16 protein-coding genes are annotated in these 20,914 nt (G+C 47.1%); 4 read left to right on the forward strand and 12 right to left on the reverse strand.

Annotated features, from left to right (window positions below):
• Nucleotides 1-46: 46 nt before the first annotated feature.
• The 3 genes from rsgA (at nucleotide 47) to BLQ13_RS20120 (ending at nucleotide 2,875) form a co-directional block, all read left to right on the forward strand.
• Nucleotides 47-1,120 (forward strand): ribosome small subunit-dependent GTPase A, encoded by a 1,074-nt coding sequence (gene rsgA / locus BLQ13_RS20110; RefSeq protein ID WP_090923429.1) that lies wholly within the window; start codon nucleotides 47-49, stop codon nucleotides 1,118-1,120.
• Complete coding sequence (locus BLQ13_RS20115; RefSeq protein ID WP_244159395.1) at nucleotides 1,117-2,151, forward strand: phosphotransferase; 1,035 nt, start codon at nucleotides 1,117-1,119, stop codon at nucleotides 2,149-2,151. The genes rsgA and BLQ13_RS20115 overlap by 4 nt, the downstream gene beginning before the upstream one ends.
• 142 nt (nucleotides 2,152-2,293) lie before the next feature.
• Complete coding sequence (locus BLQ13_RS20120) at nucleotides 2,294-2,875, forward strand: dihydrofolate reductase family protein (protein ID WP_090923430.1); 582 nt, start codon at nucleotides 2,294-2,296, stop codon at nucleotides 2,873-2,875.
• A 122-nt stretch (nucleotides 2,876-2,997) separates the two neighbouring features.
• Here the strand turns inward: BLQ13_RS20120 and BLQ13_RS20125 are convergent, their stop codons facing one another.
• From BLQ13_RS20125 to BLQ13_RS20165, 9 genes are all read right to left on the reverse strand, one after another.
• A complete protein-coding gene (locus BLQ13_RS20125; RefSeq protein WP_090923431.1) occupies nucleotides 2,998-4,125 on the reverse strand; it encodes an SGNH/GDSL hydrolase family protein in 1,128 nt (375 codons plus the stop codon).
• 33 nt (nucleotides 4,126-4,158) lie between these two features.
• On the reverse strand, nucleotides 4,159-4,566 hold the full coding sequence (locus tag BLQ13_RS20130) for a hypothetical protein (protein ID WP_090923432.1): 408 nt from the start codon (nucleotides 4,564-4,566) through the stop codon (nucleotides 4,159-4,161).
• A gap of 255 nt (nucleotides 4,567-4,821) precedes the next feature.
• Nucleotides 4,822-5,544, reverse strand: coding sequence for an amino acid ABC transporter ATP-binding protein (locus BLQ13_RS20135; RefSeq protein ID WP_090923440.1), 723 nt, complete (start codon nucleotides 5,542-5,544; stop codon nucleotides 4,822-4,824).
• Nucleotides 5,541-6,197, reverse strand: a complete 657-nt coding sequence (locus BLQ13_RS20140; protein ID WP_090923441.1) for an amino acid ABC transporter permease — start codon at nucleotides 6,195-6,197, stop codon at nucleotides 5,541-5,543. The genes BLQ13_RS20135 and BLQ13_RS20140 overlap by 4 nt, the downstream gene beginning before the upstream one ends.
• An 18-nt stretch (nucleotides 6,198-6,215) precedes the next feature.
• The gene (locus BLQ13_RS20145) at nucleotides 6,216-7,013 is read right to left on the reverse strand and encodes a transporter substrate-binding domain-containing protein (RefSeq protein ID WP_090923442.1); all 798 of its coding nucleotides are present in this window, start codon (nucleotides 7,011-7,013) and stop codon (nucleotides 6,216-6,218) included.
• A gap of 311 nt (nucleotides 7,014-7,324) precedes the next feature.
• Complete coding sequence (locus BLQ13_RS20150; protein WP_090923443.1) at nucleotides 7,325-8,227, reverse strand: response regulator; 903 nt, start codon at nucleotides 8,225-8,227, stop codon at nucleotides 7,325-7,327.
• Nucleotides 8,199-9,515 (reverse strand): sensor histidine kinase, encoded by a 1,317-nt coding sequence (locus BLQ13_RS20155; protein WP_090923444.1) that lies wholly within the window; start codon nucleotides 9,513-9,515, stop codon nucleotides 8,199-8,201. Before BLQ13_RS20155 ends, BLQ13_RS20150 begins: the two co-directional genes overlap by 29 nt.
• A 300-nt stretch (nucleotides 9,516-9,815) precedes the next feature.
• Nucleotides 9,816-12,797: an ATP-binding response regulator gene (locus BLQ13_RS20160; protein ID WP_420848952.1), complete on the reverse strand. Its 2,982-nt coding sequence runs from the start codon at nucleotides 12,795-12,797 to the stop codon at nucleotides 9,816-9,818.
• 179 nt (nucleotides 12,798-12,976) lie between these two features.
• A complete protein-coding gene (locus BLQ13_RS20165; protein ID WP_090923446.1) occupies nucleotides 12,977-14,140 on the reverse strand; it encodes a response regulator in 1,164 nt (387 codons plus the stop codon).
• A gap of 166 nt (nucleotides 14,141-14,306) precedes the next feature.
• Between BLQ13_RS20165 and BLQ13_RS20170 the strand changes: the two genes are divergently transcribed.
• Nucleotides 14,307-14,804 (forward strand): DinB family protein, encoded by a 498-nt coding sequence (locus BLQ13_RS20170; protein WP_090923447.1) that lies wholly within the window; start codon nucleotides 14,307-14,309, stop codon nucleotides 14,802-14,804.
• A gap of 221 nt (nucleotides 14,805-15,025) precedes the next feature.
• Here the strand turns inward: BLQ13_RS20170 and BLQ13_RS20175 are convergent, their stop codons facing one another.
• From BLQ13_RS20175 to BLQ13_RS20185, 3 genes are all read right to left on the reverse strand, one after another.
• Nucleotides 15,026-15,997, reverse strand: a complete 972-nt coding sequence (locus BLQ13_RS20175) for an SMI1/KNR4 family protein (RefSeq protein ID WP_090923448.1) — start codon at nucleotides 15,995-15,997, stop codon at nucleotides 15,026-15,028.
• A gap of 185 nt (nucleotides 15,998-16,182) precedes the next feature.
• Complete coding sequence (locus BLQ13_RS20180) at nucleotides 16,183-17,808, reverse strand: rhamnogalacturonan lyase B N-terminal domain-containing protein (protein ID WP_090923450.1); 1,626 nt, start codon at nucleotides 17,806-17,808, stop codon at nucleotides 16,183-16,185.
• 437 nt (nucleotides 17,809-18,245) lie between these two features.
• The gene (locus BLQ13_RS20185) at nucleotides 18,246-20,843 is read right to left on the reverse strand and encodes an S-layer homology domain-containing protein (protein WP_420848953.1); all 2,598 of its coding nucleotides are present in this window, start codon (nucleotides 20,841-20,843) and stop codon (nucleotides 18,246-18,248) included.
• Nucleotides 20,844-20,914 lie beyond the last annotated feature (71 nt).

Consider the following 20,914-nt stretch of genomic DNA (forward strand, 5'->3'; position numbering starts at 1 on the left):
ATTTTTGCGTCCAAAAACAACATTTAAAGGAGCTAACCTTATACCCATGATGAATTTAAAAACCTACGGATATATCGAAACAGAAGAGGTCCCCGATGGATTAATACCTGGAAGAATCACAGAACTTCGGCGGGAGCAATTCACGGTCATGACAGAGCTCGGTGAAGTCACCGCAGTATTGAAAGGTTCATTTTATTATCAGGCGGATATGCCAACCGACTTCCCTTGTGTGGGGGATTTTGTCCTGCTGCGCCACAACGATATCGGTGATTCCCTGATTGTTAAGGTGCTGCCCCGAAGGTCCAAATTCTCGCGTGCAGACTATGCAGGCCATGCTGCAGGCTATGCCAAAACGATATTGGAGCAGGTTGTCGCCACCAATTTCGATGTCGTATTTATCCTGACTTCGTTGAACCAAGATTTCAATGTGAATCGCATTCTGCGTTACCTGACACAAGCCAGACAAAGCGGTGGTAAACCGGTCATCATTTTGACCAAGGCAGACCTCGTTACAGAAGATCATGCCATGCTCACGGAAGTTAAACAAAGGATCTCCGATGTACCTGTTCACGTGATCAGCAGTCATACTCGCTTGGGGCTGAACGAACTGGACACTTATCTAGCACCAGGTCAAACCGTTGTATTTCTCGGCATGTCTGGCGTGGGTAAATCCTCTCTGCTCAATGCATTAATTGAAAATGACGTCATGAGAGTGCAGGCCATACGGGAGGACGACAGCCGTGGACGCCATACCACAACACATCGTCAACTCTTTATGTTGCCTTCGGGCGCAATGGTTATTGATACGCCTGGCATGCGTGAGCTTGGGCTTTTCGATGCTGACGAAGGTATTCATGCAAGCTTTGCCAATGTCGAAGCATTATTCGCTCAGTGCCGCTTTACTGATTGCCGCCATCAGACCGAGCCTGGATGTGCAGTTCTCTCAGCACTCGCGGACGGTTCATTACAGCATGAACGGTGGGAGAATTATATTTCCCAGCAGTCAGAGAACAAGTATGTACAACACAAAACGAACTACCTCATCGAAAAAAGAGCAAAAAACAAAATCAACAGGATTCAGAGTAAACAAACCAACAAAAGCGGAGGTCGGAAGAAATGAATAAGACGAAGATGACGAAAATAAAGATGCAAACGTTAACTCATGTTTTAAACCAATATTTTAAGAAGAACATTATTGTAGCGGACTATCATACAACCACTCTACATGGCGGAACTGTGGGTAACGTCAATCTGGTAACAGGAACAGCCGAAACCGAAGATGGCCAAAAGTTTCCTTACCAACTTGTACTGAAGGTTCAGAAACAATGGGAACGTTATAATGATCCCGGCTCCTGGCGCCGGGAATATGATCTGTACATGTCTGACCTCGAAAAAACATTCTCGGAAACCTTTCGCTGGCCCACATGTTATTACGCGGAGATGAATGCCGAGGAAAATGAATTTCAGCTGTGGCTGGAATATATCGATGGCGTATCTGGTCTTGATCTATCTGTTGACATGGTTGAACAGGCTGCGCTGGAATTAGGGCGTTATCAAGGTAAGCTATACGCAGAACAGCCCGCAGTGCTGAAGAGTCTGAACAACCTGAGCCATGCCGATCTCATGAAAAATACGTATCTGCACTATCGCTCATGGCCTGTCGTTTATGATTACATCCGTTCTGAAGACTGCGAATTCCCACTCCATATCCGGCAAATGTTGATCGATATGGATGAACACTCGGACGAAATGTTCGCTCGTATCGAACAGTTGCCACTTGTGTTAAACCATCGGGATTTCTGGGTGACCAATCTGATCTATGCCGATGGAAACATCGCACTCATCGATTGGGATACATCGGGGTGGGGATACTTTGGAGAGGATATCGCAAGCCTGGTTGCCGATGAGTGTGATATTGAGCATATGGTGGAATATTATCAGCGCTGTGTTCCTGCGTATTATAAGGGCTTTGCGGAATATGCCGATGCTCCCCCACTCGCCGATCACTGTGTACACGAGATGATTCTGTTCGTGTTCGGATACAGACTTGTCGAGGGTTATGTACATGCCGAGTCCGATGCGGCGAAGGAAGAAAACCTGCATATACTCCAGAAAATCTATGAAATGAAATATAGCCTGCTACAGGGATAAACGGTGCGGTAGTTCATTGCTTATCCATGCTTCCAGGCTCCCTCCTTGGCTGTACTTTAAGTAAATAAGCATTTAAACTACGTCAAGTATTGTCATAGTTATGGTGTATCTTACAGGTATCACAGGAAGGGAGCGATGAACGATGAATACTTCTAATTCAAAAACGATTCTTTACATTGCCATGAGCCTGGATGGATATATTGCCCGATTGGATGGTACGTTCGATTGGTTGCTTGATGTGGAAGGTGATGGCGGCGATAACGGCTATGCCACATTCTATGAAACGATTGGCAGTGTGGTTATGGGGCGTTCCTCGTACGAGGCAGTGCTTACCATGCCGGGAGACTTCCCTTATGCAGATCGTCCGACTTATGTGCTTTCTCGCTCAGAACAACCACCTGCACCGCATGTACAATTCACAACCGAGAGCGTAAAAACACTCATTCCCCAGCTGAAACAGTCTTTCGAGGGAGATGTTTGGATTTTAGGCGGAGGCCAGCTTGTTCAATCTGTGATCGAGCAGCAATTACTGGATGAGATTGAGGTGGCTATTATCCCGAAAGTACTGGGTGAAGGTATTCCCTTATTTCCAATGGGCACCGTACCGACCCTGCTGAAAACGATTCGTACCCAGACGCTTGGACAGATTATATCCATCCGTTATGAGGTGCAATGCCATCTTGCAACAGAGGGTTCATTAGAATTAAACGACCAGACTCGATAAAAACAACTCGAAGAAGACCGCACAGCGTCCTGCTGCGCGGTCTTTCTTCGTTACCCTTGGGTATATAACAACCATTGGGAGAATCTATATAAGTTGGAGAGTTCATTTACACAACTTGTATATTATAGAATTCGCCGAATGTACTCTGTTAAAACATCAGCCGACCGGCGATGTGATTGATCGCCAGGGTGTGACCTTGCGCCCATCGTTTCCTCGGTCGTATTTGGCAACTGAAGGATCGACACAGCATGATCTCTTGTTTGCCCGTGATAGGCATCCACCGCACGGTAGATGGCGGGAAGCAGAGAAGATCCAAGCATGCCATACGCCCAGATGATATGCGCTTGCGGGTTATTTTTTCGCAGCTTGATCAGAAAGCGCTCCACTGCATTCTCGAACTTGGCCAAGTCCGCCTCATGATACGTCCCGTCTCCGTTGAGGCGTTGCTTGTACACTTGTCCTGTGATTGGATCTGTCCACGCTGGAGACTGGAATGCACCATCGTCATTGCTACCCAGATTGACTACAATAACATCAGGCTGCCAGGAGCTAAAATCATGTGGCTCTAACGCGCCAAGTTGCTCATTTTGCTCTCCCTTCAGCAGACCGCAGACCTGTTCATAATACGCCGGAATATTGCCATTCGGATTGTTGTCCCAACTGCTCAGCACGCCCCATCCGCTCTGAGAAATGACACGGTACTCTGCATCTAAGGCCTCAGCCGTCATGAACGTATAATTGTGTAGTGCACTGAACCACATGGGTACCCAGTCCTCTTCTGTCTTCGCCCCAATTGCTCCTTCTCCCGAGGTAATGCTATCTCCGATAAACTCGATTTTAAGAGGTTTCTCTTCTACAGGTAGGAACGTGCCATCCGCCTTCACCGCATGAAACTGCAGACTGTTGCTCAGGTCACCACTCATCGCCTGTACATCCTTGATGATACGCACATTTTTGACCGCATTGGGGTTCATGCCACGAAATACACAGATCCAGGCTCTACCCCTGGTTAACATCTGACGGCTTACCGGAACACCATTGATAACAATGCTGATCCAGGGCTCAAGCAGATCATAGGAAGATTCTATTTCAACCCAAAATTCCGCACCCTGTACGTTCAATTCGGCTGCACTACCTGTCCAAAACAAGGTCAATGGTGACCGCACGGTCGTAGTTCTACCGTGTATTTTTACATGCGGCACATTCGAAATAGCGATAACCTCTAATTCTTCATTGGAGCTGTTACTCATAGGAACCCTCCTGTTCAATTCATGGTTATATTCTCACTTATCGGATACTACCACCCGGAATGGAGCATGCCCTGTTTCCGCATGAAGAAGCTGTGTGGGTTTGCGCAGACGCAGACTGCAGATCAGTCTAAATATAGCCCGCTTCTGTTCAACTTCCACCAATGAAACATCAATCCATAGAGGAACCAACGGGGCATGCCAGCATAGGAGATCCACTGCCTCATCCACTGTAAAGTGTCGATGCTCTACATTCTGCGGAGCAAGCACAACCAGCCGCATCATCTCGTCTGCACCGTTCAGCGATTTGTCCAGTTCGGGAGCAGGTTCAATGAGCAAGCCCATCTCATCATACTCCAGTTGGTCCCGCTCCCTAATCTCATCGATGGCCTGTAACAGATGTGCTCGGAAGATTACTTTATCCATCTGAGTTATTCGCTCCATAAACCCATGCCCTCCCTGGTCATGATATGTACTGACACAACTGATGAATCTATCTATATGTTTACACGGATACTCCAACTTATATAGACCTTTTATAATTATTATGCACAACAGCAAAAATCCCCTGCAAGCAACCCTGTTCAAGTTCATCATATCAGATGTGCTCAAGTCCATGGTTTGCCCGTAAGGGATATTTTCTTTTATTTTTGATTATCGGAGGAGAAAGGTAGCCTTTTCCGGCTTCTCTTCTGCGCGTTACAGCACCTTACCCAGGAATGCCTTGGTTCGCTCATGACGCGTATTCTGAAAAAGTTCCTCCGGTGTGCCTTCTTCGACAATATAACCGCCGTCCATGAAGATCACCCGATCTGCGACCTCACGGGCAAAGCCCATCTCATGTGTCACAACAATCATCGTGATTCCTTCATGCGCAAGGTTTTTCATGACTTGCAGCACTTCCCCGACCATCTCGGGATCAAGAGCCGAGGTAGGCTCATCAAACAACATCACACTCGGATTCATGGCGAGTGCGCGCGCAATAGCTACACGTTGTTGCTGTCCACCGGACAGCTGATCGGGATAGGCATCTTTTTTCTGAGACAGCCCTACCTTACCAAGCAGTTCCATTGCTTTTTTCTCATTTTCGGCTTTGCTCAGCTTCCGGATATGTTTGGGCGCCAGCATGATGTTCTCCAGCACGGTCAGATGTGGAAACAGATTGAACTGCTGGAATACCATGCCCACATTCGTGCGCAGCTCGTCGATATTGGTCTTCGGGGAGGTAACCTCCACCTCGCCAATCATGACCTTGCCTGACGTGACCTCCTCCAGTAGATTGAGGCAGCGCAAGAAAGTACTTTTGCCAGACCCCGAAGGACCAATGACACATACTACTTCCTGCTCCCGAATCGTTGTGGAGATATCCTTCAGCACCTCGTTCGCACCAAACTGCTTTCTTAAGTTCTCTACAATAATCATCGGATTGCATACCTCCTTTCAATGAATCGGGAAGCCCGTGATAACAGCACAATAATGATCAGATAGAACACACCGACTGTACCCCAGATTTCAAATGCCCGGAAGTTCGCGGAAACGATAATTTCCCCGCTCTGTGTAAGCTCCGCAATCCCTATCGCTGATAATAACGAAGTATCCTTAATCGTAATAATAAACTGGTTTACAAAAGTAGGAATCATACGCCGGGTTGCCTGCGGCAGTACCACGAGCCACATGGTTTTGAAACGACTTAGGCCTAGTGACCTTGCTGCCTCATGCTGCCCTTTACCAATAGATTCAATCCCTGCCCGGAAAATCTCCGAGATGTATGCACCAGCATTTAAGCTAACCGCGATAATGCCTGCCGTCATGGCCGGAATACGCATATCCAGAAACACCGGCAGACCGAAGTAAATGAAGTATACCTGCACGAGAAGCGGTGTGCCACGGATGATATCCACATAAAGCGAAGCCACCAGTCGCAACAACCGATTCAGGGAAGTGCTCATCAAGCCGGAGATCAGACCAATCACCATTGCAAAGATGAGCGAGATCACAACAATTTTTAACGTAACGACCGTTCCCTCTAACAGAAGAGGCAATGCGTCCAGTATGACTTGCCAGGAGGAATCCATCCGTACCACCGTTCCTTTCTACTTCGCTGCTGTTCCTAGATATTTTTCAACGATCTTGTCGTATTCACCGTTTGCCTGCAATTTTTTCAGTCCGTCATTGATCTTCTTCTGCAATTCAGCATCGCCTTTAGCTACAGCAATCCCGTAGAAGTCACCGTTCAAGCGGTCACCAACAATCTTAAGTTTAGAGTTAGGGTCCACAGCGATTTTATAAGAAACCACCGGGAAGTCTTCGAGTGTCGCATCCGCGTTTTTATTCGCTACTTCCTGATACATGGATGGGCTATCATCAAAATATTTCACGGTTGCGCCATAGGTCTTCGCATATTCATCAGCGAGATTCGCACCTGACGTTCCTTTTTTGATCGCAATTGTTTTACCTTTCAAATCCTGCGGACTCTTAATGTCGTTGTTATCCTCATTCACGATTAAGGACAGTCCAGCTTGATAGTACGGTTCGGAGAAATCCACAACCTTTTTGCGCTCATCCGTAATACTGATGCCTGCAATTGCGCCATCCAACTGATTCGCTGTAATGGCTGGAATGATACCTTTGAAATCCATCGGCTTGATCTCCACCTCAAAGCCTTCTTCTGCCGCAATCGCATTCATCAGGTCAATGTCGATCCCAACGTATTTTCCATCCTTCTGAAACTCAAACGGAGGATATGTTGCATCCGTACCAAATGTATATTTGGTTACTGCCGATCCACTTGCAGACTGGGCACTGCTGTCTTCTCCTGATTTTCCTGTGCCGCAGGCACTAAGTGCCAGAGCAAGAACTGAAGCCATAACGATGGATGCTACCTTTTTCATGGAAAAACCCCTTTTCCTGATTAGATTGGAATCGACCGAATCGATCATTTGTATTTATGTACGTATTGTATTTCTACACCTACGAGAACTTACGCAATCCTACACATTTTATTAACAACATATGAAAAATAAATTAACACAATGTTGTTTTTGACTACTTTTTTGTACAAAAATCTAAATAATTATATGAAAACCCTCGTTTTATGTAACTTTATATAACACAAAATAAAAAAAAGACCCTTGGAAAGGGTCTCTAGAATTTTGACTTACATATACCTGCGCTGTGATATGGATTTCATTCACTTACTATTCTAGCTATTTATTTTCTCTACTGTCTCCATGTAGAACACTTGCAGGAATTTCTTGATGTTTACCTTGCTCTTGTTGTCGCTCGCCTGCTCTTCTTCCATCGCCCGCATCTTCATACGCACGTCCTGAAAATCAAAATAAAGCGGCGCATAATGCTCAAATTTATGATTGCTGTAATCCGTAAGCCCAATGGAGGCGAGATTTGTCAGTGCCGTCAGAACCGTTCTGCGGATGCGCTGCTCCATAGCCTTGCACTCCTTCTCCACTTCCTTGGCCGTTAGCTTGTACTTCTGAGCCACAGCTTCATAGGATTCCTTCAGCGGCGGCAGCTCGGAGGCTTGCTTTTGCTCAATAGCGTACTCCATCAGAGCTACGATATCTTTGCTCCCACTCTCCCCGATGATGCCCAGATCCATTAATATGCTTCGCGCCGAATCTCGCACCGTTCGGGTCTGAGCTGGGGCCGGGGCCGGAGCTTCGACCAGATTCAGGCGAGCCATGGACTGTTTGATCTCCTGTACATATCGCTCATACTTCCATTGCTCATTCACTTTATTGAGCACATGCTCTACTTCCACCCGATTGATCGGTTTGTGAATGAAGAACTCAATCCCCTTCTGGTAGGCCGCTCCTACCATCTCTTTGTTGACCACCTGTGAGATCATAATAAATTTGCCGTTATAGCCGCTCCGCTTCAGGTTCGCCACGGTTTCAATCCCGTCTTGATCTGGCATCAACAGGTCAATCAATACGACATCGGGTTTGAGATCCAGAATCATACGCTGTCCTTCCAGACCGCCCTCGGCCATGCCTGCAAGCTCCCCGGTTCCACAATTCTCGATGATATCCTGTAGCATGCTGCGGCTCACCACATCATCATCCACGATCAGGATCGAAAGTGTCATGGGCATCGGCCTCCTTCATTAGATTGACCCTGGGGATCATGACTGTGAACACCGTACCCCGCCCGGATGGAGCGGCTTCTACTTGAATCTGTCCTTCCAGCGACTGAACGATATCACGTACATGGGAGAGACCAATACCTGTGGCAGCAATGCCAACTTCATTAAACTTGGTCGTATAACCGGGTTCAAAAATAACCCCGCGCTTCGCGTCAGGTACACCTTTTCCCGAATCGGTCACCACAAAATGCACATCGGCATCCTGTTCAAACACCCGTACTTGGATCATGCCCTCCTGCTCAATTGCTTCAACCGCATTAGCCAGCAAGTTATTCATGACCGTAAGCAGTGGGATGTAGTATGGAGACTCCCCTTCATATTGTTGTTCAATCTCGATCTTCACCTGTTTGTGCAACATCTCACTGTATTTCCGATTGGCCCTGCCTGCAAAATGTACCACTTCCGACAGACTCATATTGACCGTCTTCTCGTTATCATAAAGCTTCAACAATCCGGCCAGAATCCGCTGTGAATCCTTCTTCACTTCATGAATCTGTTGAGCAATGCCCAGGGTTCGCTGGCTGTATTCGTTCATGTCCTGCTCACGCAGATCACGATATAGCTCATAACTGTTAGCCGTAATACCTTCAATCGTATTCATCGCTTTTTTCAGGTAAAAAACTTCGCCATACAATCCCGAATTCACACTTAACATCTGTTCGATCCGCTTTTCTTGTTCTGCATGCAGGAGCCTAATCTGTCTGACCGCAAAACTGTTATACAGCCCGATGACAAAGTAACTTCGCAAACCACCTACAATCAGCAGATAGAGCCATTCACGCATATAAAAAATATTCGTCCCGCCCAGCACACCTCGCACGAATAACTCCACCAGGTTGGAGGAAAAATCTATACCGGTGATGATACCACCAAGCAATAGCGGGGGAATTTCATGAAAACGGTGTTTGAGCTTGCTTAGCCCATAGGCAAAGACCACATAGTATAAACCTGCTCCAAGGTTATCTTGCATGCTCTCTAGTACAGAGATGGTGTGTATATGGTGAATCAAATCAGCCGATTGAAAAGCTATGCTCGCTAGCCCCGTCAGGATTCCTGTTTTTATATAAGATAAATGGGGCATAATCATCAGCAAAAACAAAAGAATGCTGACCCCGAGGCCGATCCGGAAATAATCTTCCCGAAAGGGATTAATTTTGAACTGTGCACCTACGGACGTAGCCAAGGCAACGGCAACCATCTGCACATTCTCGTTTTTGACCCAATTGCGCATCCCTTAATCCACCTACTATCGCAACGTTCACAAGCCCGTACTGCTACGGCTTACGGCTCGTGCTTCTGATGTTAAATATACTAACATACGCGAGAAACATTAGAAATATTTAAAAATTGGGGATTGTGTCATTCCACTGTTAAACAACATAAAAAGGCTGGAAGTTTGACTTCAACAGCCTTTTTTATCCTTGTCTCCTACCTGCAGGTTTTCCGCTCAACGATTCTGGTCATACGTGAGTATTCCTTGGAGGTTAGGAGTTTAGCTATTCGATCCGAAACGAAACTCCGTAGCTACGGGTTATTCCGTTTCACTGTCAGGAATCTCGAAAGATACCGTGGTCCCCTCGCCCGGCTCACTTACAATGGTTAGTCCGCGGCCATAACGCTGGAGCAATCTACGGTTTGTGTTCGCGATCCCAATCCCGCCTTTACTGCTCCAGGAAGCTTCCTGTAATGCGGCGACTTGCTCAGTTTGCATGCCTTTGCCATTATCCTTGACCTCAATTCGGGTGTAACCCTCACACCGGTTAATGCTCAACCATATCGTTCCTCCGGCAGTACGGCTTAATAAACCATGTTTAACCGCATTCTCCACCAGAGGCTGAATGGATAGAGGAGGCAGACGCAGCGTGAGATTAGACTCCATGTCCAAGACAACAGACAGCCGGTCCTCAAATCGTGTTTTTTCGATAAACAGATACGCTTCGACGAGCTCCAACTCATGGGACAACCTCACTAATTCTCCAGTATTGAGGTAGTTAAAACTGATGCGGAGGTAAGATGAAAAAGCTTCTCCCAGCCTGCGCATATGATCCGTATCTATCTCGCTCAGCACCATCAGTGAATTCAGCGTATTAAACAAGAAATGAGGCTGAATCTGTGCCTGCAGATAGGCCGCTTCCATCCGCAGCCGCTCCTTGATAGACTTATTCAGCATCGTCAGTGCTCGTATCCGGTATTTAAGCTCCACGGCATCCACCGGTTTAGTAATATAATCATTGGCTCCGGACGCAAATCCGGTATAAATGTCTGGCGGCTGACTTCGAGCCGTGAGCAGCAGCACGGGAAGCTCTGACATGGAAAACTGCTCACGCACCTTCCGGGTCAGCTCATATCCCGACATGTAAGGCATCATTACATCCGTAATCAATAAATCCCACTGGCGTGTATTTAATAATTCCAGCGCTTCCTGCCCTGAACGAGCGGTTGTAATCAGACAAGGCTCATTAGAAAGAATACTGACCAGCACCTCAAGGTTAACCGGGTCATCATCAACAGCCAGAATGAATGACTTTCCTTCTGGCAAAAGAGGGGGCATTTCTTCTGCCGCTGCGGATTCGGTATGTTCTGAAGCAGTATGCTGTAACACAAAGCCGTTTAGTGCTTCCTCCATCATCTTGGAGCTTTGCTCCCACACGGCAGGCAGTGGCTCAGCCAGCTGCGGTTGCGGATCTCCCTGCTCGGCTGGCTGAGCCAGCCGCAGATCAAAGCTGAAAATTGAGCCCGCCCCTGGCATGGAACTCACGGACAGTGATCCGCCATGCAGCTCAACAAGCTGTTTGCAGATATTTAATCCAAGCCCGATGCCCTGTCCGTCCCGTTCATCATAGGGACCCTGCTCATACGGAAGAAAAATTCGCGCTTGCGTTTCCTCGTCCATACCTGTACCTGTATCGGCAACATGAATTAGAGCATGGCTCTCAATAAGCTCGGCACTTACCGTAATCGTACCTCCCTCTGTATGTTTAAGGGCATTATGCAACAGGTTATACATAATCTGCACAAGTCGCTTCTCATCGGCCATGACCTGAGGAAAACCTTCTTTAATGTCCATTTGCAGCTGCACCGGCTTTCGTTCAACCATGTATCCCAGCATCGTCATGATGCCAGGCACAACAGATTGTACGGATACCGGAGAACACTGCAGTGTAATACGGTGCTCTTTAAGTCGTACAACATCCAGCAGGTCGCCAAGCAGATGAGACATTCGGCGCCCGATCGTAATAAGCAGCTCCATATCCTCTACACTGCGCGCTTCAAGCTTTCTTTTTTCCCGAATAACGACATTATGAGCAATGTTAATGATTCCGTGCAGCGGTGTTCGCAGCTCATGCGATGTGTTCGCGAGGAACTGGTCTTTGATCTTGTCACCTTTTTGCAGCTCCTTATTCAGCTCTATAATTTCGTGGGCATTTCTAAAATACTTTTTGAACCAATAGGCCGAAAATCCCGTAATCGCAAACACGATATCCAGCGGATAATAAACGGTCATGTCGCCCCCGAACCTCCCCGCTGCGCTCCATAACAGGTTCGATATAATACCTCCAGCAGTTAGAAGCAGGAAGACCGTATCCCGATCCAGTGATACTCTAAAGATCATCGTTGCTACAATTGAAAAGAACCAGAACGCTGAGATCATAGTGAACAGGTTAATCACATAGTAATGACTCATCGCATAAACAACGCTGATAGGCACGACCAGAATGACAGCAATATAAGCTAAAGTGACAGCTGCATAAATTTGAAGCCATTTTTTTCGGATATGAACGAGAGCCAGTCTCTGGAATAACAGCAGGATACAAGCATTTTGCAACATTACACAGATGACCCGCAGCTTGACTCCCCATGTATAGTTTATCGGTAGCCACAGCATCAAGAGGTTATCATGACCAGCCATAATAATGAAACCAACCGAAGATGTAAGAATAGCTGAAACCAGCAAGGCCCGCTCTTGCGGATTGAAAGCATACAAAATACAGGCGTACATTCCATGCAGCATCAGCACAAGAAAGATCGCCAGTTGAAAACCAATGGAACACCAGCGTGCATATTCTACAGCAGCTTCCGAGCCGAAACGGACAGGTTTGCTAATCCCACCCTTATAAGGGCTGTCATAATTGGCTACACGAACAAGCAGTTCAATGGATGTCGTACCTTCCTGATCATAGGTGGCTGTAAAAGCCGTGCCCCTGGGTACATAGCTCACTTCATTGTCCGTCACTCGTCCCATACGATAAGCGTTCTCTCCGTTAATCTCGACATCGGATGCACTGCGGATATCTTTGAACCAGAAGGTCACGGATGTCTGAAGTGGATCAGTCAAAATACGCAATCGATATGTCGCATATCCAAGTGAATTCCCCCCATCCGGTTTAAGCTCCTCCCTCCAGTCCCCTGGAACCCGAACAAGCTTTCCTTTGGCATTCTCCCCTTTGTTCATAAGCTGCTGACCCGTTAATAGTTCATGCGAGTACAGCTCCCACTCTCCGTTCAGATACATCACAGGAGACTGTTCCAGATCGCCCCCTCGCAAGTCAATGACGCCATTCACGGCGCGATGTTCATCCGTAATCGGAAATAACTGAAACCACACCCAACGCGTACCTAGCAATACAGCAAAAATAACCAACATTATCCATATGTAGTGATAACGCTTTACCCATCCTTTATCCTGTGCCTTCATCCCATCGTTTGCCCCGGCTCAGTTAAGCCCAGCTTCCAGTCACGATACCAATGACGAATCTCTTCACTAATTGGAATGCCCAAGTCCTGCTCCATTCTGCTCATTAAGAGCCGGTATTGCTCTTCTACACCAAGGTCATGATTTATCTCATCATATAGTTTCATGAGCATGAAGTAGCTTTCTTCTTCGTCAGGTAACATCTGCTGAATCTGCTGCATGTTCTCGACTACACGTTCGTTCTCATCCTGCTTGAGATAATAGAGATTGAGTTGTCTCATATGGTACAACCACAGGTAACGTAATCTCTCCCGCTCAGGTTCAGCCCAAATAAAGTCGTATTGTCCAAAATAGGTGCCCTTGTACCGATATAATGCCTGTTCATAAGCTTGAACTGTTCCGGGCTGCACTTCCCTCCATGCTTTCATCTCCTGCTCCCACTGCTCACTGTCCAGCTGAGCATCCCCCACTTCAAGCTTGTATCCCGCTTCCAGATGCGCACTTTGAATTTTAATCATATCCATACCACAAGCCTTCAATGTCTGACGAACATGATACATCGTAGTGTAGAGTTGATGCGCTGTCTTCTCTTCTTCCATTCCCGGCCACATCAGGTCCAGCAGCACACTGCGATAAATAACCCGGTTCCGATGATGTAGAAGGTAGGCAAACAACTCCTGAGCTTTGCTGGTACGCCACTTGGCGATCTGCGGCTCTTTGCCTGGCAGTTTAAAGCTTATTTGATTGAAGCAGCAGATCAAGGGAACTTCTGTATCCATCACTCGCTGTTCACATCTGACGGCAAGCTTCTCCCGCACACGTTGCAACGTCCGCTTGAGACGTTCCGTCTGCACGGGCTTCATCACATAATCCAATGCCTGAAGTTCAAAGGCATGAACTGCATATTGATCATAGCTGGTGACAAAAATAATCTCAGTACCGGGCACCGCGACCTGAATTCGCCGCCCCAAGTCCATTCCATCTATTTCTGGCATATGGATATCCAGAAATACCACATCCGGCCGATGCAGCACAACACCTGCCATCACCTCAGCCGGATTCATATAGCTGGCAGCAATCTGAATGCCGCTTACTTCTTTCTCTAATAACTTTTGCAGTCCGATCAACGCAAGACGTTCATCATCAACCAGAATGACCTTCACAGGAGCTTCCTCCTCGACCCAGAGGTCTTAATTTTTATTTATACTATTATATCATACGTGTTTCCAAATCAGGTCCCTGTTTCCACTTTTTAATTTTCTGCAATTTAATTGTATAATGGACATAATGACAGGCCAGAGCCTGTTCTTATAGAGAGGAAGATCACACATGTCAGATGTAAATCAGAGTTTTGGACAAGCCCTTGTTAAATCCCTCGTAGGGGAGCGCGGACATATTCGCATAACCAAAGCACTGCCCGATATTGATGTGGAGCTGGCGGGACGTACGCATGAGGCTATGCCCTATACCATTTATCAATTGGTTAAACATATGCACTACTGGCAGAATTTCATGCTGGAGCATGTTGAGGGGCGCAAGCCGCAGATGCCAGCCAACGTAAGCGAGAGCTGGCCGGTAGAGACAGGCCCACAGGATGAAGCAACTTGGCAAGAGGATATTCAGGCATTCCTGGGTGGAATTGATCAAGCCGTATCCATCGCAGAAACCGCACAACTGAATGATCCGCTTCTCTTTTTCCCAGGCGAAACCAAAGGTGGATTACTGCGCAATATCGCCTCACATAACTCTTATCATCTCGGCGAGATTGTGCTGCTTCGCCGTTTCTATGGCGCATGGCCGCCTCCAGACGGCGGATTCCCGGCATAATAACGAAAGAACGTACGGGAAAACATCCTCGAATCTGCGATTGAGGAGTGTAAACTACAACAATGGCAGATAAAGGCCTTGCAACATAGGGTACACCGCAGACGAGAAGCCGCATGGGGGTGCACCCTGCGGCTTCTCGTTCATTTAGGATGTTTTTTTAATTGTAACTGCTTTTCATCTTTTGGCACGTAAGGCGTAAACCCGGTTGTTCATCAAAGTGTTTATCGCGTTAACCCTTGGATAAACGTTTCAAAGTTCGGTGCGAGCGGTGTAATCTTTCGCTGGTTCTTATCTACGTAGACGACCTCTGGCTCACCATCATTGCCGAAGGAACGATAGTCCAGCATGACAACCCCTGCTTCGGCAGGCGCTTTCGCAATGACCACCCCAATCTCGGGATAACCATCACGTTCAATCACAGCCCAGCTTCCTTCTTCACCGCATAGGGCATGACGTTTCTCGCGGCCGATCCCTAATATCCCCTCAATCTCAACATACCCGGTCTCTCCCGACTCTTCGTTCGTCACCGGGAAGAAGCGGTTATACGGAATGCCACCGTTATGTTCCTTCATCATCTCAATGTAAGAGGCAGGCAAGCGGAATACAAGTTGTTCTTCCACCGATTCAATCAAGCCATCGCTTGGCAGATCAGACACATACTGCTCCAGAGCCAATTCACTGTCATTCCAGAATTCACCGGATACGGGTACTGGATCATCATGGACTAAAGGCATAGAAGAGATCACTACCGGTTGCTCTTCGGCTGTTGTTTTTTCCAACTCACCGTCTTCGTCATCTTCACCCGTTACGCCCTCGTCCGCGTCCTCATCCTCTTCTTCCTCATCGTCCCTGTTGCGAATCCATTCCAGAAACTCCAGCGTATCTTCATCCCCCGGCTCCAGTTCGTCGGATCGTTCAAAAGCTTGCTCTGCCTTGTCGTATTGTTCCAGATAGTAATAAGCCAGTCCAACGCGATACTGCCAGAGTGGATCATCTGCTCCCTCTTCGGCCACGGTCAGGAATTGCTCCACAGCTTCTTCATAACGCTCCAGATTGTTTAAAGCCCGGCCCAAGTGATTCACTAGCTCATAGTCTCTCTCTTCCGCAGGAATCTCCTGCACTGCTTCTACAATTTTCTCGTACTCGTTTTGCTCATGCCAAGTTTCCAGTTGCTCCAATAATTCTTCGTTCATCATCGTGCCTCCGTTCCTTCTTCTCATCATTATGTATTGAAAATTATACCACTATACGGAACCGCTTCTCCAGCGAAGAGGGAAACGGTCTACATCGCAATGCTATTTATGATGAAAAGTATAAAAAAGCAGCCCGACCTCATGTTATCCATTCAGTCAGGCTACTCAAGCTATTGCTTATTTCGTTAATTCAGCAGTTCCACACAATCGTACACCCAACCTGCACTTAACCAATTGCCAAGGTCGCTGGAGCCGCTGATCGGTGTAATGGTGATTGTATTTGGGCCATTAACAAAGTGTGATGCGGGAATATTCCAGCTAAAGGTGGTATTGTTACCCCGGTACGTGCCGATGGTGAAACTACGAGAGTTCGGCTGAGCAGAAGGCGCTGGATTACTTAATGTGCGTCCATTAATAGTTACACTTGGTCGGCCATTATTGTAAGCAGCTGTGATACCGATATTCAGCACATGTGAGGAGGATGCCTGCGCTGCATTTAAGTTAAAATTCACCGTTGTAGGCGAGTTCTGACCCCGGAATTGAATAGCCGGAAAACGATTCGTTGCACTGCCCGGAGTATACGTTACCGGCCCCCAGCTTGGGTTGCGACTGTCCGAAGGATGACGAATCGGAATCGTCTGTCCGTTCAGGAATTCCCGCGGTGTCCCGTCCCAGTTCCCAATCCGCCAGATGCTGGAGGCTTTGTTCGGATCATTGTTGATGGTGCGGGTATTCACCGTTGTAGTTTGTCCCGCATTCACGTTCACATTTTCCGTGTATACGGCAAGCTCACCTTTATACACCGTCATGGTATATGTTCCCGGAATCATGCCGTACCTGGTAGCAGACCCGCCAGATGATGCATTTGCCCAATACTGAGCGTTGCTGTTCGCAAATCCAATCGTGTAGGCGTAACCTGCCTCCATGCCAGAAAGTCCATTCAACACCACATTACCTCGACTGCTCACCCATCCTTGCAGATTTAATCCTGACATCCAGCTAAAATCAGGTGCGGCAGGTGTTCCTCCAGTTGTAAAAATAAGGGCATACGGCCCATGCAGACCAAGACGCCAGTTCTCCGTCTGGGCATGCCCCGAGTTCATATAATTATAGACTTCCGTCTCAGAGCCGCTCTGGAACTGAATATCACGGAAGAAAGGCCCGCCTGAGCTTTTCTCTCGGTTGCCGTAAGCCATGAATACACCAACTCCGTTGCCCGTTACCCCTCGAACAGACAGGTCTTTCGCCTGATCGTTACCATAATATTTAGAAGCTGACTGTCCATTCGCGAATCCGAATACATCCTGACTTTCAATCGCCCCCGTATTACCCCTGTTGTTCGAGTTCACCGGCACACCGGTCAGCACACTCCCATTGCCGCGGAAAATATAGCGAAGCTCTCCAATAGACGGCTGTGCCGTAATATGGGTGGCCATATAGATGATGTTCTCGCCGCCGCGCGAAGCATAATAATGAGTCAGCGTGTTGGTTGAAACGCTGATCAACACCGTTGAACCCGAAGGTGATCTATTCCACATCACATTCGCGGATGACCCTAAACCTGAACCAATATGTGATCCTCTATTACTGTTCAGCTCCGTTCCGTTCATCTTGGCCGAGATGATATCCCCATTCGTTTTGTTGACCACATACACAAGTCCTGAACCGGTATTTACCTCGATTCGGGAACCATTGTCTGTCACCTGAATGGTGGCTGCATGGCTCTTTGAAGCAGGAAAAGCAAAAACGGAAGCAACCATGGCGATGAACAGTAGCATACTCGTCCATTTTTTTACCAAACGTTGAGTCATGTGAACATCCCTCCTGATTATCATCACATTATGAAGCGCTTACATTTTGATGTATGCAAACCTCTACGGTGGATTGTGATGTGCCACATCGTTTGATGTGTACCTCATAGTTGCAATACTTCGTAGCGTATTAACCTCCTTTCCCAAAACACCTTTTGATACGATTTTCTTACAGTTACATTATCATAATACCATTATATTACATATTCATACAATGATAAGCTTCCCGTCCCTATGAATGCTTCTTTTTCTTATTTGGTGTCCATTACAAGCTCGTATCGATCAAAAATCCGTCTAATCCATATTTTACTACAAACTCGGATGACATAGATGTCTACAGCATCATTCACAACAAAAAAACCGAAACGGCTCGCATATGCGAACCGCCCCGGCAATCTTGATCGATCATAGTAGGATGAGATGGGATGAGATTTGAATTACAGACCTGCAATCAATGATTTGATTGTGCTGTCGCTTTCCAGCGCACGGATGATGATCGTTACCGCTTCAGCGCGAGTTGATTTGCCGTTTGGCGCGAACTCGGAAGCTGTCAATCCATTAACCAGCTTCGCGGATGAAGCAAGTTCAATCGCTTCAGCAGCCCAGTTTCCGGCTTTTACATCACTGAATTTAGTCGGAGCATCCGTAGCCAACGTATTCAGATCGAGAACACGAGCAATGATAGCAATCATCTCGGCACGAGTGATCGTTGCATTCGGCTTGAAGGAGCCATCTGTGTATCCACCGATTACACCCTTATCTGCCAGAGCACCGATATATCCAGCAGCCCAGTTAGAACCTGCATCTTTGAAGCTATTTGCTGCTTTATTCTCACTAAGTCCAAAAGCACGTGCAATCATTGCTGTAAATTCAGCTCGTGTTACAGGAGCATTCGGCTTAAACGATCCGTTCTCATAACCGTTAACGACACGCAGTTTCAGGGCAATGTTAATATTTTCGTTAGCCCAGTGACTCGCGATATCACGAACGGCGAATTGTTGATTCTGGGTTGCCGCAATAGCATCGCTTACTGTTTTCAGCAAACTATCCGGGTTAACAACTCCAGATTTGAACGGACTTGTCGTTGTACCTGGATTAGGCTGTGTGCCCGTCGATGGCGTTGTTGTGCCTGGTACAGGTTGTGTTCCTGTCGATGGTGTCGTTGTACCTGGGCTAGGCTGTGTGCCTGTTGAAGGTGCAGTCGAAGAACCGCCGCCACCATTTCCTGGTGTAGTTCCTGTGTTGGTTGTATCTGTGATCACTAAAGCAATACGATTGTTTTCATATACAACTTGTGTGCTGTATTTTGACGGTAGTCCTTGGACGTTAACGGAGGAGAACTGACCCGTTCTTTGGTTTGTACCATGAGTAACTAGTGTGAACGTACCTGCACCCGGTACATAACCGTTACCAAAATTCACATCCAACTCCCCAGCTGCTTGAATCGTACCTTTCACATCAAGTACATCTGAAGCTGTCGCTACATTCAGTTCCAACACCCCTGTTGATCCTTGAGTGAAGTTCCCTTCAATGTTCCATTTTCCGTATACACTTTCGGTCACTGTACCGCTGTTGTTTGTAACGTTACCTGTACCAAATGCCGAAGGCGTGTCGCCTTCCAATGTACCTCCGTTGATCTCTGTACCACCGGAATACGTGTTGTTACCTCTTAATTTCAGGGTACCGCTGCCTTCTTTCGTCAATTTACCTGTACCGGAAATATCGTTTCTCCACACATCCTGTGCATTGAATCCGCCTTTAGCCGCATCCATCGTTACTTTCACGTCATGATTGAACGCACCGTATCCATCTGCAGCAGCAAACAAGTTAAGACGCCCCCAACCTTCTGGATCATCCAATACCGGATAACCGGAAGCAATAGCTGTTGTCGCCAGTACTGCACGACGTTGCTGGTCGGACAAGTAAGGCTGTCTGGTTTCAAGCAACACTTCTGCACCTTTAGGTACAGCAACAGGTTCGTTCGTTGAATCGATCTGCGGGAATCCATATGTTAAACGTTGAGTGTATTCTTCTTTATTCTTCTGATAATCCGTGAACCGATCTTCTGCTGTTCCATTTTGTTTCAACAGGATATCATGTGCCTGCTTGTACGCATCTTTTTTCAACTGTTGATTGTCTGGATCATTCAAAGCCGAAGCTGCAAATGCCGTCGCCAGTACACGTCCTCCCATAACATCAAGCGGTGAGTGCATGCCGGCTACAATCCGGTCATCTCCCATTTCAGATGCGCGTGTCATTAATTCCTGAAATCGCTCAGGAACAGAATATGCCAGTGCGATTGCTGCAAGGTAGGAGGCATTGGTGTGACCACTCGGGAATCCGCCGTCGTTGGCTGGATCACTATTTTTAACAGGGATCAGTGTAGGCACGATCACAGTGTCATCTTTCCAACGGAAAGGTCGCTTATATTGATAGAATTTCTTTGCTTGTTGTGTTGAGGCATAGTTCCCCCGCACTTTACCAATCAAATCTACCATACTACCAAGCTCAGAGTCGGAGTCTCCTCCTTTGTTGGAATCATTCGTATCTGTAAACTTCTTCGCTAATGCCTCTTGTGGAATATACGTGATAGAAGTGACCGTTCCCGACATCTCACGATATACATCCGTTAAAGCGCCCAAGCCCTCTACCGCTCCATACGTCTGGTTTCTTCGATCTGTGTAGTAAGCATCTTCTTCATCTTTTGCTGTGCGAGTTTCAGCACGATATACAACATAATCAATATTGTGGTCCAATACCAATTGATTGTGAACTATACCATTATCCCAAGACGTTCCCGGTGTCCATAGTTTAAGAAACTCCGAGAGAGTACCTATTGCCGGGTTGCCACCAAGAGTCATGCCAGCACCCGTGTTATTTTTGTACGTGTCTACAAAATATCCCCACTCTGGTTGAGGTGGCAATGGAATGGTTGTCTCATCTGATGCAGCGAGCACGTTGCTTGCGGCAAAGGTATTGGATAAAAGAACGACTCCCATCGCTGCGGCGAACAATCTCTTCTTGTTGCGTTTGATCACTTTCGTTTTCAAATTTGTCGACTCCCATCGTTTAATAGTTGGTCTCGGTACGGTCTCAATGTAGCATT

The organism is Paenibacillus polysaccharolyticus (assembly GCF_900102085.1).
Classification (GTDB): domain Bacteria; phylum Bacillota; class Bacilli; order Paenibacillales; family Paenibacillaceae; genus Paenibacillus; species Paenibacillus polysaccharolyticus.

Coding starts and splice junctions, on each gene's coding strand:
- BLQ13_RS20155 (WP_090923444.1), bottom strand. CDS start 9,515: ATGCGCAATTGGGTCAAAAACGAGAATGTGCAGATGGTTGCCGTTGCC.
- BLQ13_RS20150 (WP_090923443.1), bottom strand. CDS start 8,227: ATGACACTTTCGATCCTGATCGTGGATGATGATGTGGTGAGCCGCAGC.
- BLQ13_RS20115 (WP_244159395.1), top strand. CDS start 1,117: ATGAATAAGACGAAGATGACGAAAATAAAGATGCAAACGTTAACTCAT.
- BLQ13_RS20120 (WP_090923430.1), top strand. CDS start 2,294: ATGAATACTTCTAATTCAAAAACGATTCTTTACATTGCCATGAGCCTG.
- BLQ13_RS20125 (WP_090923431.1), bottom strand. CDS start 4,125: ATGAGTAACAGCTCCAATGAAGAATTAGAGGTTATCGCTATTTCGAAT.
- BLQ13_RS20135 (WP_090923440.1), bottom strand. CDS start 5,544: ATGATTATTGTAGAGAACTTAAGAAAGCAGTTTGGTGCGAACGAGGTG.
- BLQ13_RS20180 (WP_090923450.1), bottom strand. CDS start 17,808: ATGACTCAACGTTTGGTAAAAAAATGGACGAGTATGCTACTGTTCATC.
- BLQ13_RS20130 (WP_090923432.1), bottom strand. CDS start 4,566: ATGGAGCGAATAACTCAGATGGATAAAGTAATCTTCCGAGCACATCTG.
- BLQ13_RS20145 (WP_090923442.1), bottom strand. CDS start 7,013: ATGAAAAAGGTAGCATCCATCGTTATGGCTTCAGTTCTTGCTCTGGCA.
- BLQ13_RS20170 (WP_090923447.1), top strand. CDS start 14,307: ATGTCAGATGTAAATCAGAGTTTTGGACAAGCCCTTGTTAAATCCCTC.
- BLQ13_RS20140 (WP_090923441.1), bottom strand. CDS start 6,197: ATGGATTCCTCCTGGCAAGTCATACTGGACGCATTGCCTCTTCTGTTA.
- BLQ13_RS20160 (WP_420848952.1), bottom strand. CDS start 12,797: ATGTATCTGAACGGAGAGTGGGAGCTGTACTCGCATGAACTATTAACG.
- rsgA (WP_090923429.1), top strand. CDS start 47: ATGATGAATTTAAAAACCTACGGATATATCGAAACAGAAGAGGTCCCC.
- BLQ13_RS20175 (WP_090923448.1), bottom strand. CDS start 15,997: ATGAACGAAGAATTATTGGAGCAACTGGAAACTTGGCATGAGCAAAAC.